This is a genomic window from Crocosphaera watsonii WH 8501 (assembly GCF_000167195.1).
Classification (GTDB): Bacteria; Cyanobacteriota; Cyanobacteriia; order Cyanobacteriales; family Microcystaceae; genus Crocosphaera; species Crocosphaera watsonii.
Genome location: NZ_AADV02000105.1, coordinates 1 through 14,166, shown reverse-complemented (window position 1 = coordinate 14,166; position 14,166 = coordinate 1). Strand labels below are relative to the sequence as shown.

Sequence of the window (14,166 nt, the reverse complement as noted above, 5' to 3'; positions counted from 1 at the left end):
CAAGCTAGGACATTTACAGAATCCGTGACGATATTCCCTGATTTCTATGGGTTGGTCTACTACTTCAGCCACTTGCTGGACTTTTCTCGTGGAACTACTTCATCTCGTTCCACTGAACCCCCACAAACAGGACAGTTTTCTAGTTCTAAAGGGACTATCTTATCTGAGCTGACCAAAACCATTACGGGTCTTCCCTGGGTGGTCATATTTTGGTCCGCGTTTAAATCCTTTTTTGCGTTTCTTTTTGTCAGAAGGCTTTTTTAGTTGGTCTGATGATGGGGGGACTGAACTGTTTTTTGAGTTACGGTTTTTTAGCTTATCTCTCTCTTCTTTCAATTTTTCAATTTCTTGCTGTTGTGTAGAGATTTGTTGTTGTTGCTGGTCAATCAGTCTTTGTTGAAGAGATAACTGTTGTTGTGCCTTGACTAGCCACTCAATCATGAAGACATTGTTCGCCAACTGTTCATCGGCGATAGCTCTAACTAGCTTTGAATCAATGGTAGCATTTGTGGTCATAACCCCCACTATACATAAAAATCCCCGATTTTACCTTTATGTTGTCAAGACAGATTCTTTATTGCGGTGAGCAATTACATCTATATAATTGTTCCTGGCAATTTTACTTAGTAGTTCCGTGGCTTCTTTGGTGGGTAAAGGATGACTAAACCAATAGCCTTGAATCTCCCTACAATCGAGATCCTCTAATATTTTTAGTTGCTCAGAGGTTTCTACCCCTTCGGCAACAACACGCATATTAAAACCTTTCCCAATGGCTAAAATAGCGGAAATTAACCCCAATTCTTCGGAGGTTCCTCGTAAGTCTCGGACGAAGTCTTGATGAAGTTTTAATGTACGGAATGAAAATTGTTTGAGGTATCCTAAGGAAGAAAAACCGCAGCCAAAATCATCTAAAGCAATACGAACCCCTAAATTTTGTAGATCCTGTAAAGTTTTACGGGCTAAATTCAAGTTTTGTCGTAGGGTTAACTCGGTAATTTCTAATTCCAACCATTGAGGATCTAGGCCAGTTTCGTCCAGAATACTAGCTACCACTGTGGCTAAATGGGGTTGCTGAAATTCCTTTGCAGATAAGTTGACTGTCACAGGAATGGGGGGTAAATTATCTTTTTGCCAAGACAAATTTTGTTCACAAGCGGTTTTTAATACCCATTTACTCAAATGTAAAATTAGGTTAGTTTTGGCGGCTAAGGGCAAAAACTTCTGGGGCATAATGACACCAAAAGCTGGGTTTTCCCACCGTAATAATGCCTCCATCCCCACAATTTTACCCGTTTTATATTCTAGTTGTGGTTGATACTCAAGGAAAAATTGTTTCTTCTCTAAAGCTTGATGTAGGAGGCTTTCTAAACGCATTAATATTTCCGCTTCTGCTGTGAGATGGGGACTATAAAATTGATAGTAATTTTTTCCTTGTTCTTTAGTCCGATATAAAGCCGTGTCTGCATTTTTTAATAACCCCTCTGCATTGTCTCCATCTTGAGGATAAATAGCAATGCCAATACTACATTTAATTTGCAAACGATGTTTACCTAAAATCAAAGGACGTTGTAGAATTTCAAAAATACGTTGGGCTAATTTAACCGTGTCTTCTGTGTTTTTAATTTGAGGTAACAACACAACAAATTCATCACTTCCCCAACGGTTCACCATATCCCCTGCACGAATACAAGAACTTAATCTTTTGGCAAAACTTTGTAATACTTTATCTCCCAAAGAATGACCTAAGGTATTATTAATATGAGTAAAGGAGTCAATATCAATAAATATAACTGCCATTAAATGTTCGTGGCGTTTGGCATGGGCTAAAGCAGTTGCTAATTGTTGCTTAAATAGTTGCCGATTGGGTAAATTGGTTAGGGGATCATGCAGAAGTTGATATTGTAGTTCTTCTTCTGCTTGTTTTCGGTCACGAATATCTCTCACAACTAAACATAAAACCTCTTGTCTTTGATAGTTTGTGAGATTTATTTTACCAGCAACGGCTAATAATGAACCATTTTGATGACGATGAAAAGACTCCCTAATTATATAAGGATTGTCTGGAGTGATTTGCTCTAATATTTGATTAAAGCTCTCTCTTTCTATCTCTAATAATTGATAAAGATTACAACCAATAATGTCAGCACTACTATAGCCTAATAGTTTACAATAAGCTTGATTTGCTTCAACGATATGCTTAGTATCTGGATTGATAACTAAAATGCCTTCTGTACTTTGCTCAAAAAAGAAACGATAACGGTCTTTTCCAGTGGTTAACTTGATTTCCCTTTTACGATACTTGGTAATTTCAAATAAATAACTTCTTAAACATTCGCTCTCTTTTAAATAATGAATATGCTGCTCAAAAAAAATATTTTCAATTTGTATTTCTCTCACAAAAGAAGTTCCTTCTTTGGGAGTTCTCTCACCAACAAGATTTTGGAGAATAGGATGTAATGCTTGTAATTTATTTAAGTCAGGAAACTTTATTTTTGCCGCAGCATTGAGATAGACAATCTGTCCTTGAAAATCAACTTCTATAATGGGATTTGGATTAGCATCAGCCAAAGATACTTGATTTTTTAAGGATTCTGACTCTGTTTTTTTCTCCCGCTTCTTAAAGGACATTGTTTGAACTTGCTCTGCGTCTTCTTCCTCATCTTCTAAGAAAATTTTATCCAGAGAAGCAATTTTATTTTCAGACAGCAACTCTTCTAAGGGGAGAGAAGTATTAATTTCTTTATTACTATCCCCTGAACCTTCTAATAAAGCCAGTTCAGAAGAATCAGCAATCATATGATAGTTGGCTTGACATTGATTGCCAAAACGGATTAAATCTCCTGGGGCTAAATCATGGGACAGGGACTGTTTTCCATTGACAGCAATGCCATTTGTACTTTTTTTTCCCTGTAAATTACCGTCAATAATGGGATAACAGGGTTGATCATTATTGCCAGTATTATCATCAATCTTTAATATAGTCGCATGATGACGGGATACTTGGCGATCGTATAACAAAATATTACTATTGGGATCGCGACCAATGGAATAAGTATTATCGGTTAAAGGGACAATACGTCTAGATTTTTGATCGGCGATTACTAACAAATGTCGGACTTCTGAAAGATTATTCATCACAGTTTATCGAAAAATTGGATTTGAAGGATACAGGTGCTAAACAGAAAAGTAACCGATAAGCATTGGTGAATGAAAAAAAATAAAAGTTTTTGTGGTAAGACAGATAGGGGCGTGCAGTCCCTAATCTTGGCGGAAATGCCAAAACCCTCCAAGAGCTATACTGATAACATTCCCGAAAACCTGGGTGAAACTAACATAATTCCTCAGTGTCTTTTTCCGAGTTTGCTAAACCTTAAGGCTGCTAAGGTTAAGATGATAATGAAAATTAATCTACTAGGTGGGGAGGAAATCCTGTGCATCCAAGTCAAAGCGATCGCCAAATGCCCAAACATCTTGATAAAGTCCTTTTTGGGGCTGCCGGTGTCTATTTTTTATTAGCATTAATGTGGGCATTCCATTATTTATCTGAGCAAAAACAACCGAAAACAGAAAAATACAGCCCTAATCCTGCTGATACTGAGTTCATCGCTTATTTACAACAGTCTTTGAATGTTATCAACCAACCCTCAAGAGAAAAAACTTTAGTCAACCCTCAAGAGAAAAAACCCTCTACCCTAGCCATCCAACCCCCTTCACCCCCCACCCCGGAAAAGGTGATAGAACGGATTTATGTGCCAATGTATCCTCCCAATCAGTCAAAAACTGCTCCTCCTTCTCTACAACCCCCCTCTACCCCTAGCAACAATCTTCCCCCTGCACCTCCCTTGCCTCCCCCTACTGCTGTCTCAACTCCTCAGCAAAATACCGTTTCTGTTCCCCCAGAAATCGCTGCTAATCCCCAACTACTTAGAAATACTGGTCATCAGTTGGTAGGGGTTTTGGAGTCGGGAGAACGATCAACTGCTATCTTTACCTTTAATGGTATGAGTCGACGCTTTGAAATTGGGGAAGCAGTGGGTAGTAGTGGTGGTATTCTTATGGGAGTGCAAAACCAACAAGCCGTTATCTATCATAATGGTCAGACTAAATATGTGGACGTTGGACAAGGTTTTTAATTGAAAATCTAGAATTTATTATTTGCTTTATGAGTATTTTTGATGATTTCAGTCGCTTTTTAGAAACACGCTTAGAGGAATTTCTCAAAAACAATCCCCATTTGGAATTACAAGCTCTTTTGGAACAATTAAGAGAACAGGAAGAAGAAGCCTTAAAATTGATTGTCGAAAAGGAAGGTCAAAAAAAACATCTAGAAGCTGAGATTTTATCTTTAGCTGAAGATATTCAAGCTTGGCATAAACGAGTAGCTAAAGCTAAAAGTGCCGGACGTTTAGATTTAGCTCAAAGGGCCCAAGAACGAGAAGCAACTCTATTACGTCAAGGTAATCAATTATGGGGTCAAATGGAAGCAGCTAAACAACAACTTGCCAATGGAAAAACCCTATTAACTCAAATTAGAAAGAGAAAGGAAGAATTACAAGCTAAGGCAAGGCAAGCTCAAGCTACTCAAGCTAAAACTAATGATGATACAAGGGGATGGAATGAGACAATTAATTACAACACCTATAATAAGGCTACTGACCCCCTAGAAGCAGAGTTTAAAAAGTGGGAATTGGATGATGAGTTAGATCAATTAAAACGAAATATGTAATTCTCTGTAGTATGTTATGGTATAATGTAGTATAGAAACGATAATATTCTAATTTATCCATTTTTGAGTATCCTAAACAAATCACTCAGTTAAACCATGTTTCAAAGCAAAACGAACTAACTCGGTACGACTATTTGTCCCCGTTTTACTAAACAAACGACTAACGTATTTTTCTACATTTCTCACACTTGTTTCTAAACGTGCCGCAATTTCTTTATTCATTAATCCCTCTGCAACTAAGTCTAAAACACTTTGTTCTCTAGGGGTTAAATCAATTTTTATTGGGGGTGGTGTCGTAGTTAAATTGTTCTGTTGTTGTCCCAGTTGTTCTTTCAATTCTCGAATTTCTTGGGCTATTTCTTCTAATTTTGCTGAATCACTACCTGCTTTTCCATTAACTTTTCTCCGTTCTAATAAATTATTAACAATTGCCTCTAATTCTTCGGGATCAAATGGTTTAGGTAAATAAGCATCACAACCAGCATTGTAACCTTTAATTCGATCCGAAGTCATTCCTCTAGCGGTTAAGAAAACAACGGGAATGCTTTGAAAACGGGGGTCATCCCGTAGCTTTTCTAAAAACTGATAACCATCCACTTCTGGCATCATAATATCAGAAATAATAACATCAGGAATTATTGTTTGTAATATTTCCCAAGCATTGGTTGCATTACTAGCAACTTTAACCGTTAAATTCCCACTATATTCTAAATAAGCTTGCACCGATTCTCTAACACTCGGTTCATCATCCACTAATAATATTGTTGCAGAATCACTCATCATTTGTATCCCCTTACTCTAATTTGAATTGTCATCTACAGAAACCGCATTAACCTCTATTGTCTCACCTTCTGGGGCATCCTCTACAACCACCTGATCGGGGTTTTGTACTTTTTCAATTATCATTTGAAATGATTCGCTTATTAATAAAGTCAGTAGCACAAAATCATCAATTTGTCCAGCAAGGGGAAAGATATCAGGGGAAATGTCTAAGGGACTGACAAAATAAACTAATGTCCCAAAAATTACCCACCAACGATATTGAGGGTGACGGATTGCGTTTCGGTACCAATCATAAATAAATTGTAAAGGAAATTTCATTATTTTTAGGTTTTTTGGGTTCTTTAGGTAAGGTAGGCAGTGCCGACCCTACTGTAAACATTTTAGCTCAAATTCCATGTCATTAGTTAGGTACGGATAACCGTTCAATTCTTGGGATACAATGATGCTTGATGGTTGTAGAGACGTTTAATTAAACATCTCTACAAAAGGAATTAAACCGATAATAATTCTTGTTCTTCTTCCGAAGAATTTTCCTTAAGTAAACCAATTAATAAAGAAGCAGGGGGTTCCTTATAAGGCCAAGCAAAGGCATGACGAAAAGCTGCATCTTGACAAGCTTGTAACTGATTAAAATCGATCACATCTTGAGTTAAAAGATTTTCAAATTCAAAAGGTAGACGAACATTATGAAGTCCGGCGTTGTCTGTACAAATGACAATATCAACCCCTGCGGCAAAACAGCGATCAAAAACTATCTTTAAGTCGGATAAATCCTCCAAAGTTCCTGTTTTTAAATAAGTAGTAGGACAAACTTCTAAACATTGATTTGCTGCGGCTAGTTGGGGTAATAATTCAGGGTATTTTAAAGGAATTTGGATACCATGACCAATTCTCATTAAATAAGGTAATAATTCAGGGTAACAACCATCAGGGGTTTCATAAACATGGCCAGTGGTGTTTAAGCCAAGGGATCTCGCATATTTATACAGATCAATAAACTCATCCAACCTTTCTCGATAATGGGAGTCACCCCCAGCAACATCAACAGCACAAACATAGTCTCGTCTTTGTGCAGCTAAATCAACAATTGCCTTATTTACCTCGTAGGGTAAACGAGAGTGCATACAGAGAATTTGACTAATAATAATGGGATATTCTTTGACTTGACTAGCTTTACCCACTATCTCCACAATATTAGCCATAGTCTCAATTCTTTGGGACTGACTAAGATGTTCTGGCGTGCGAAGATAAGGAGTATAACGTAACTCCAAATAAGCCAAATTCTCGAAAATATAAGCCCCACGAATTAAACGATAGATAAAGTAAGGAAGGGTTTCTTCCCTTTGTACACTTTCTACTAAAGTATGAAGCTCTAAGTATTCATCCAGGGTGTTTCGTTTGCGGGTGTAAAATTCCTCAAAGTTAGGGTATTCAGGAAACCGTTGCGCCATATCCGGGTTATGACGCTTGAAATACCGCCAGAGAATACGAGGAACGACAGATCCCCCCAAATGACGATGTAAGTCCGCGTATAGTGCCACAAAAACCTCCTGGTGATGTATCTTAAGATTTATTTTATAGCGATTTAGGGGAGGAATGTTACAAATTAGGAGGCAGGAAGGACAAACTGTAATTCCCTTGATAAACTAACCTATAGAAGAAAAGCGTTTAAAATTTGACCCTAACCTTAAAATTATCTTAAAAGATTAATGATCTCTATCTATATTCTTACTTATAACGAACAAGTCGATATTGCCGAATGTATCGAGTCGGTAATTAATTTATCCGATGAAGTGATTGTGGTTGACTCCTATAGTAGCGATCGCACCGTTGAAATAGCTTCTCATTACCCCGTGAAAGTTGTGCAACACGAATTTGAAAGTCACGGAAAACAACGGACTTGGATGCTGAAAAATATTCCCACAAAAAATAAATGGGTCTATATTTTAGAAGCAGATGAACGCATGACTCCAGAATTATTTGACGAATGTGTGGCAGCCAGTCAAAGTAATGAAGCGATCGGTTACTATGTAGCAGAGAGGGTCATCTTTATGGGTCGATGGATTCGTCGCAGCACCCAATACCCCCGTTATCAGATGCGTTTGTTTAAAAAAGGCGAAGTCTGGTTTGGAGATTATGGCCACACAGAAAGGGAAATTTATAGTGGAGCGATAGATTTTCTCAAAGAAACCTATCCTCACTATACCTCTGGTAAAGGCTTAAGCCGTTGGATCGACAAACATAATCGTTATTCCACCGATGAGGCCAAAGAAACCCTTTATCAATTACAACAAGGGGGGGTTAATTGGAAAAAATTACTCTTTGGTTCCACCGAAGTTGAACGCAGACGAGCTTTAAAAAATTTATCTTTAAGAATACCATTGCGTCCTGTTGTTCGTTGGTTTTATATGTATTTTATTTTAGGGGGAATTTTAGACGGCAAAGCAGGATTTGCTTGGTGTACTTTACAAGCTTTTTATGAATATTTAATCCTCCTGAAAGTAGATGAATTGAGAGAAACTAATTTAGAATCTCCCTATCCCAATTCTTTAAAATATCCCGATCCCGAAGAATCACCTAATACCTCGGAATCCTTATCTTTATAGAACGTTATTTGACATACTGCCCCGTTAAGCTGTCGCTGTAAAGAGAGTAACAACAATACCCCATAGTTGATCACTTTCGGGGTTAATTTCCACTCTTTCTCTACCTCCTGTGGGCTGGAACACTTTCATTCTTGAATAGACTATAATATGTACTTAGGTATTTTATCTTAGGATTTTTTTATTAGAGCGATGAATATTTCACCTTTTTCTCTTGGCGTTTCAATGGCGGCAGTTTCAATAGTGTCGAGTTTGTCGACATCGGCTTCAGCCTTTTCATTAGGCGATTATAATTTAGTGGTTTTTGAAGATGTTACTAGCAATTCAGACGTAGAAGGAAGTGCTTTTATTGGTGGTGATTTGTTGGGAAGCTCTTCAAATTACTGTATTAAATGTGATGCTGGAGGAAGTTTTTTTCCTTTTGATGGAGTTGGATTAAAGGTAGTTGGGGACATAGAAGGAAACCCTAAAAATGTCAATAATGGTACTGACTTGGAGTATGGTGGTAATCTCAATGCTATTGTTAATATGAATGGTGGAGGTTCCATAATTCAGAACTCGAATCTGGCTAATGAATTTACACAACTAAAAAATTTCTTAAGTAGGGTTTGCTGAAAAAGTTTCTCCAAAATTTATGCCACTTTTGACCAAGAATTTTCTGACAAATCAATAAGTTTTAGTACATAAAAATTGTTTAAAGTATAATCAAAATTAATGAAAGGCGGTTTGATAAGTTCCCCTGTTCTATTATTAGTAAATAAGGACAAAAAAAGCGACAAAAACTGCCTCAGAAGTTTAGAAAGATTGACAACTAAAAATGTAATAGCAATAGATGTAATGGAGGTTTCAGGGAGTTTTGTCATCACGAGATTTAGGCTAAATCTTCGTTTAGCTTGTCCAAACTTTCCCTCAATAGCATTACGGAAGCATTCATCGGAGTGGGCTTGTTTCTTTTCTTCTTCACTGACATTTTTCGGAGGTCTTCCTAACTTCGGACCACTGATTCTTATCCCTCTTTCCTTACACCAATTTCTGTTTTCCCTAGTTCGATAAATTTTATCTACATGGACGGATTCGGGATAATAGCCAAACGTTTCTTTATACTTTTCTACTTGTTCTTTTAAATGACAAGATTCATTGAAGTTTTCCCAACTTATTTTTTCTAGAAACACATAGTTATCTACACAGCTTACTGAGAGTTTAGCTCCAAACTCTATTGGTTTTCCTGCTTTTCCCCTCACTATTGGACGAATATGCCGTTGAGTTAAACTTACAATTCTTTGAGGAACACTCTGGGTCTTATTCTCCCACATTGACTGTTGTTGTTCATAAACTTTTTTGATAGTCTCTAGACAATTTTTCTGTCTTTTACTCAGATTTTCCAGGGAAGCCCCAGCTTGAATTAAGTCTTCTATATTTCCTGAATTTTTCTTAAGGTATTTTAACTGTTTCCCGATAGCTTTTCTTCTTTCTTGATAAGATACTTTTCGTTTTTTAGCTACTTTTAAGTATTCCTTTCTAGCAATTTTTCTAGAAGTTCTCGGCTTTTTTCTCAATTTTACTCTTAATGGTTTATAAAGATTATCTATTATTCTTTCTGTCTCAATTCTGGCTTGATTTAATATGCCTAAATCCGTTGGGTATTTGATGTCTGCTGGCGCACAAGTCGCATCTAAAATTAGTTTACCTTTGTTTTTTATTTTTTCTCCTTTTTCTTGGAGACAATCCTTTTTTTTTACTTCTTTATCACTCTTCTCTATTTCTCTTTTTACTATTTTTTTATTGATTTTGTTTATCAATTCTCCATCAATTCTTTTCCTAAAATGAACTAGCATTGAAGATTCCAGTGGTGGCTCTTGTTGATAACAATTTAAACCTATAAAGTATTGTAGATAGGGATTTTCTCTAATCTGTTCTATAGTTTCTCTATCACTTATTCCTAATTTTTCCTTAATAATTAATGTCCCTAATGCCATTCTAAATAGTTTGGCTGGCGCACCTTTTTCTGCTGAAAAAAGTTTAGCATATTCTTCCTCAAAATCATCCCAAGGTATCAACTCTGCCATGATTACCCAACGATTATTGGGGGACAATTTACCCTCGAAAGGTAATTCAAATTTTTCTGGGGGCGGTAAAGGTTGCTCCTCTTTTCGATACATTTGTTCTTGACCAACAACTGGGAGGTGTTTCTACCAATTATAGCGGTTTGTAGCCGACAAAGCTGATCTTTTTTGCGATCGCGAATATGGGTGTAACCTTTTAAAGAATAGGGTTTTGCTTTTATTCAGCAAACCCTATTTATATCATCTTCTTTTCTTTTATCATTAACATGACCATTTAATTTAATATCTGTATCAGCACAGCAAATGTTATCTTTATGATGCTTGAAAAAATATGTATTACACATATCTTCCCAAATCAATGAAAATCCTTTAATTCCCCAATATTCACCATCATCTAAATCAGGACTTAATTCACCATATAAAAAGGTTTCAATTGCTTCATAAAGTACCCAATAATCAGTATCTTTATAGTAAGTATGTTGGTCTATATTATCTAATGCTTCTTTGAGAATATTAGTTGTTTCTAAAAAGGTATCTTGAGCAAAAATTGACTGTTCGCTAGTTAAATAATCATCCTTAAAATGTTGAGCAAGAAAACTTATGTCCTGAATATGACACTTAACACTATCTGGAACATCTTCATCTAATTGTTGAACTATTTCATCAAGAATATAGCAATATAGATAAACAATATCTGTGCTTTCATAACGTAAAACTGGACGAGGTAAGTCCATTGTGTCCACATACATTGCATCATTTTCTAAGTAAACTGCTCTATCTAAATATTTATACAGTTGAGAATAATCAACATCATTTGTTCTTTTGATCTTCTTTTGAATTGAATTGATAGCTAAATCATTATAGGTTTCTAATACACGCTCAATCATTCTTAGTTTACTATAAAGTGTAACCTCTTCTCCTTCTTCAGTTTGTAAAGAAAGTCCACCAGAAGAAACCGTTGTCTGATCTTGATCTTGTTGATAATCAGGGTTATTAGTATTAATACGATTAGATTGATTATCATTTTCAAACTTACGAAAAGTGCGATACATTTTGAAAAATAAATCCCTAATCTGATCAAAATCTTTTTCCTCTTCTTCAGGAAAGTCATCAAATCCATTAGGTAACCAAAATTCATAGTCATCCCCTGATTCTGACTTACGAATTCCTACGAAATTATCATTTGGATTCTTAACTAACCTGATTTCTGAAAAATCTAACATAATTACTTTAATTGTAAAATTAATTATAGCTCATTATTTTGTTAACAAAAATATTATGAAGTTTTGTAAAATCTCCGAAAGTAACCAGCTTATCTTTATTAACTTGTAAAAGATTGACTAAAGGTTTTTTATCTCGATTAAATACACTGTCCCACATAAAAAACATTAATTTATTTTGTATTTGTGTTGAGGTAACTGGTCTTTCTTTTATAAAATATTCTCCAATCTGCTTATCCTCTATTCCACGAATAGAAGCATGATTACTTTTGATAAAATCATTAAGTTTTTTGATAAAATCAAACCATTCTTGCTCGTCTAAAGTTCCATTTTGCTCCTTCCCGTAGTTAACTTTTGGTGGTTTCGTTTTATCCCAATTTATAAATTCCCAGTCCCAACGACGTTTAAATGCACTATCCATAAAATAAATTGAATTATCTGATGTGTTCATTGTGCAAAGTATGGATAGGTTAGGAGGAATTTTTATTGATTGCTCCTTAAGATTTAAGTTCAATCCATTTACCCGACCTTGGAAAGTCAAATAACTTTTTTTCCATTTCTCTTCTCCAGGAAATTTATATTCAAATTGCTCATTTGCTAAAGGCTTTTCTTCAACTCCAATTGATTCCAATATAGTCATCAACTCAATTTTCGTGATATTAACACTATAGGATGACCAACCATCATCATCTCTATCTAGGGTTTGCTGAATAAAAGCAAAACCCTATTCTTTAAAAGGTTACACCCATATTCGCGATCGCAAAAAAGATCAGCTTTGTCGGCTACAAACCGCTATAATTGGTAGAAACACCTCCCAGTTGTTGGTCAAGAACAAATGTATCGAAAAGAGGAGCAACCTTTACCGCCCCCAGAAAAATTTGAATTACCTTTCGAGGGCAAATTGTCCCCCAATAATCGTTGGGTAATCATGGCAGAGTTGATACCTTGGGATGATTTTGAGGAAGAATATGCTAAACTTTTTTCAGCAGAAAAAGGTGCGCCAGCCAAACTATTTAGAATGGCATTAGGGACATTAATTATTAAGGAAAAATTAGGAACAAGTGATAGAGAAACTATAGAACAGATTAGAGAAAATCCCTATCTACAATACTTCATAGGTTTAAATTGTTATCAACAAGAGCCACCACTGGAATCTTCAATGCTAGTTCATTTTAGGAAAAGAATTGATGGAGAATTGATAAACAAAATCAATAAAAAAATAGTAAAAAGAGAAATAGACAAGAGTGATAAAGAAGTAAAAAAAAAGGATTGTCTCCAAGAAAAAGGAGAAAAAATAAAAAATAAAGGTAAACTAATTTTAGATGCGACTTGTGCGCCAGCAGACATCAAATACCCAACGGATTTAGGCATATTAAATCAAGCCAGAATTGAGACAGAAAGAATAATAGATAATCTTTATAAACCATTAAGAGTAAAATTGAGAAAAAAGCCGAGAACTTCTAGAATAATTGCTAGAAAGGAATACTTAAAAGTAGCTAAAAAACGAAAAGTATCTTATCAAGAAAGAAGAAAAGCTATCGGGAAACAGTTAAAATACCTTAAGAAAAATTTAGGAAATATAGAAGACTTAATTCAAGCTGGGGCTTCCCTGGAAAATCTGAGTAAAAGACAGAAAAATTGTCTAGAGACTATCAAAAAAGTTTATGAACAACAACAGTCAATGTGGGAGAATAAGACCCAGAGTGTTCCTCAAAGAATTGTAAGTTTAACTCAACCGCATATTCGTCCAATAGTGAGGGGAAAAGCAGGAAAACCAATAGAGTTTGGAGCTAAACTCTCAGTAAGCTGTGTAGATAACTATGTGTTTCTAGACAAAATAAGTTTGGAAAACTTCAATGAATCTTGTCATTTAAAAGAACAAGTAGAAAAGTATAAAGAAACGTTTGGCTATTATCCCGAATCCGTCCATGTAGATAAAATTTATCGAACTAGGGAAAACAAAAATTGGTGTAAGGAAAGAGGGATAAGAATCAGTGGTCCGAAGTTAGGAAGACCTCCGAAAAATGTCAGTGAAGAAGAAAAGAAACAAGCCCACTCCGATGAATGCTTCCGTAATGCTATTGAGGGAAAGTTTGGACAAGCTAAACGAAGATTTAGCATAAATCTCGTGATGACAAAACTCCCTGAAACCTCCATTACATCTATTGCTATTACATTTTTAGTTGTCAATCTTTGTAAACTTCTGAGGCAGTTTTTGTCGCTTTTTTTGTCCTTATTTACTAATAATAGAACAGGGGAACTCATCAAACCGCCTTTCATTAATTTTGATTATACGTTAAACAATTTTTATGTACTAAAATTTATTGATTTGTCAGAAAATTCTTGGTCAAAAGTGGCATAAATTTTGGAGAAACTTTTTCAGCAAACCCTATCTAACAATTGAAAAATTGTGCCAAATATTGCAGAAGAATTACCCCTATTAATTTCATCGATAACTAAAGCAACATTATTAGCCTTTAAACACGCTGTTTTTCTTGCTTTGTCTAATTCTAACTGCTTATCTTTATCAGATAAATTTCTAAAATTTGAAGCTCTATTGGTTATGGGATCTTTATAATGAGGTAATATATTTTTGTATGCTTGAGTTAGTGGCTTGTAAAAAATGTCCTCTATAAAAATTATATTCCACTTTACTTGCTCTAGTAATAGGCACAAGTTTTGTTCCCCAGTCAACCGTGGTATACGACGCCTGTACACTGCTTGGATGCTAGTCTGCCGACGATCCTCGAGCCTCATACCACAGCATCAAA

Annotated in this window: 13 protein-coding genes and 1 pseudogene; 5 read left to right on the top strand and 9 right to left on the bottom strand. The window is 35.6% G+C overall.

The window, feature by feature from the left end; all coding sequences use genetic code 11:
* A pseudogene (locus CWATDRAFT_RS23390) lies at positions 1-525 on the bottom strand (DUF6444 domain-containing protein); the annotation flags it as partial.
* Between the two features lie 27 nt (positions 526-552).
* Positions 553-3,135, bottom strand: a complete 2,583-nt coding sequence (locus tag CWATDRAFT_RS23385; RefSeq protein WP_007307322.1) for an EAL domain-containing protein — start codon at positions 3,133-3,135, stop codon at positions 553-555.
* A gap of 296 nt (positions 3,136-3,431) precedes the next feature.
* On the opposite strand from CWATDRAFT_RS23385, the gene CWATDRAFT_RS23380 reads away from it, so the two are divergent.
* Both CWATDRAFT_RS23380 and CWATDRAFT_RS23375 read left to right on the top strand, forming a co-directional pair.
* Complete coding sequence (locus CWATDRAFT_RS23380; protein WP_007307324.1) at positions 3,432-4,133, top strand: hypothetical protein; 702 nt, start codon at positions 3,432-3,434, stop codon at positions 4,131-4,133.
* Between the two features lie 29 nt (positions 4,134-4,162).
* A complete protein-coding gene (locus CWATDRAFT_RS23375) occupies positions 4,163-4,726 on the top strand; it encodes a TIGR04376 family protein (protein WP_007307325.1) in 564 nt (187 codons plus the stop codon).
* A gap of 81 nt (positions 4,727-4,807) precedes the next feature.
* Here the strand turns inward: CWATDRAFT_RS23375 and CWATDRAFT_RS23370 are convergent, their stop codons facing one another.
* The 3 genes from CWATDRAFT_RS23370 to CWATDRAFT_RS23360 all read right to left on the bottom strand — a co-directional run bounded on the left by CWATDRAFT_RS23370 (position 4,808) and on the right by CWATDRAFT_RS23360 (position 7,050).
* Positions 4,808-5,506, bottom strand: coding sequence for a response regulator transcription factor (locus CWATDRAFT_RS23370; protein WP_042712252.1), 699 nt, complete (start codon positions 5,504-5,506; stop codon positions 4,808-4,810).
* An 18-nt stretch (positions 5,507-5,524) separates the two neighbouring features.
* Complete coding sequence (locus CWATDRAFT_RS23365) at positions 5,525-5,827, bottom strand: YkvA family protein (RefSeq protein ID WP_007307320.1); 303 nt, start codon at positions 5,825-5,827, stop codon at positions 5,525-5,527.
* 173 nt (positions 5,828-6,000) lie between these two features.
* Positions 6,001-7,050 carry an adenosine deaminase gene (locus tag CWATDRAFT_RS23360; protein WP_007307319.1) on the bottom strand — a complete coding sequence of 350 codons (1,050 nt, stop codon included), beginning with the start codon at positions 7,048-7,050 and terminating at the stop codon, positions 6,001-6,003.
* A 168-nt stretch (positions 7,051-7,218) separates the two neighbouring features.
* On the opposite strand from CWATDRAFT_RS23360, the gene CWATDRAFT_RS23355 reads away from it, so the two are divergent.
* Both CWATDRAFT_RS23355 and CWATDRAFT_RS23350 read left to right on the top strand, forming a co-directional pair.
* Positions 7,219-8,115: a glycosyltransferase family 2 protein gene (locus CWATDRAFT_RS23355; protein WP_007307326.1), complete on the top strand. Its 897-nt coding sequence runs from the start codon at positions 7,219-7,221 to the stop codon at positions 8,113-8,115.
* Positions 8,116-8,304: 189 nt separating this feature from the next.
* Positions 8,305-8,727 (top strand): collagen-binding domain-containing protein, encoded by a 423-nt coding sequence (locus CWATDRAFT_RS23350; RefSeq protein ID WP_007307327.1) that lies wholly within the window; start codon positions 8,305-8,307, stop codon positions 8,725-8,727.
* A 17-nt stretch (positions 8,728-8,744) separates the two neighbouring features.
* Here the strand turns inward: CWATDRAFT_RS23350 and CWATDRAFT_RS23345 are convergent, their stop codons facing one another.
* The 3 genes from CWATDRAFT_RS23345 to CWATDRAFT_RS23335 form a co-directional block, all read right to left on the bottom strand.
* Complete coding sequence (locus CWATDRAFT_RS23345; protein ID WP_007307318.1) at positions 8,745-10,271, bottom strand: IS5-like element ISCwa2 family transposase; 1,527 nt, start codon at positions 10,269-10,271, stop codon at positions 8,745-8,747.
* A gap of 125 nt (positions 10,272-10,396) precedes the next feature.
* A complete protein-coding gene (locus CWATDRAFT_RS23340; protein WP_007307317.1) occupies positions 10,397-11,398 on the bottom strand; it encodes a hypothetical protein in 1,002 nt (333 codons plus the stop codon).
* 19 nt (positions 11,399-11,417) lie between these two features.
* Positions 11,418-12,026, bottom strand: a complete 609-nt coding sequence (locus CWATDRAFT_RS23335) for a hypothetical protein (RefSeq protein ID WP_198139021.1) — start codon at positions 12,024-12,026, stop codon at positions 11,418-11,420.
* 204 nt (positions 12,027-12,230) lie between these two features.
* On the opposite strand from CWATDRAFT_RS23335, the gene CWATDRAFT_RS23330 reads away from it, so the two are divergent.
* Positions 12,231-13,757 carry an IS5-like element ISCwa2 family transposase gene (locus CWATDRAFT_RS23330; protein ID WP_007307328.1) on the top strand — a complete coding sequence of 509 codons (1,527 nt, stop codon included), beginning with the start codon at positions 12,231-12,233 and terminating at the stop codon, positions 13,755-13,757.
* Between the two features lie 17 nt (positions 13,758-13,774).
* On the opposite strand, the gene CWATDRAFT_RS23325 is transcribed toward CWATDRAFT_RS23330, so the two are convergent.
* On the bottom strand, positions 13,775-14,089 hold the full coding sequence (locus CWATDRAFT_RS23325) for a hypothetical protein (protein ID WP_157134161.1): 315 nt from the start codon (positions 14,087-14,089) through the stop codon (positions 13,775-13,777).
* Positions 14,090-14,166: the final 77 nt, after the last annotated feature.

Excerpts from the sequence above, each read along its gene's own strand:
- CWATDRAFT_RS23350 (WP_007307327.1), top strand. The coding sequence starts at position 8,305 with ATGAATATTTCACCTTTTTCTCTTGGCGTTTCAATGGCGGCAGTTTCA.
- CWATDRAFT_RS23385 (WP_007307322.1), bottom strand. The coding sequence starts at position 3,135 with ATGAATAATCTTTCAGAAGTCCGACATTTGTTAGTAATCGCCGATCAA.
- CWATDRAFT_RS23365 (WP_007307320.1), bottom strand. The coding sequence starts at position 5,827 with ATGAAATTTCCTTTACAATTTATTTATGATTGGTACCGAAACGCAATC.
- CWATDRAFT_RS23330 (WP_007307328.1), top strand. The coding sequence starts at position 12,231 with ATGTATCGAAAAGAGGAGCAACCTTTACCGCCCCCAGAAAAATTTGAA.
- CWATDRAFT_RS23345 (WP_007307318.1), bottom strand. The coding sequence starts at position 10,271 with ATGTATCGAAAAGAGGAGCAACCTTTACCGCCCCCAGAAAAATTTGAA.
- CWATDRAFT_RS23375 (WP_007307325.1), top strand. The coding sequence starts at position 4,163 with ATGAGTATTTTTGATGATTTCAGTCGCTTTTTAGAAACACGCTTAGAG.
- CWATDRAFT_RS23370 (WP_042712252.1), bottom strand. The coding sequence starts at position 5,506 with ATGAGTGATTCTGCAACAATATTATTAGTGGATGATGAACCGAGTGTT.
- CWATDRAFT_RS23340 (WP_007307317.1), bottom strand. The coding sequence starts at position 11,398 with ATGTTAGATTTTTCAGAAATCAGGTTAGTTAAGAATCCAAATGATAAT.
- CWATDRAFT_RS23355 (WP_007307326.1), top strand. The coding sequence starts at position 7,219 with ATGATCTCTATCTATATTCTTACTTATAACGAACAAGTCGATATTGCC.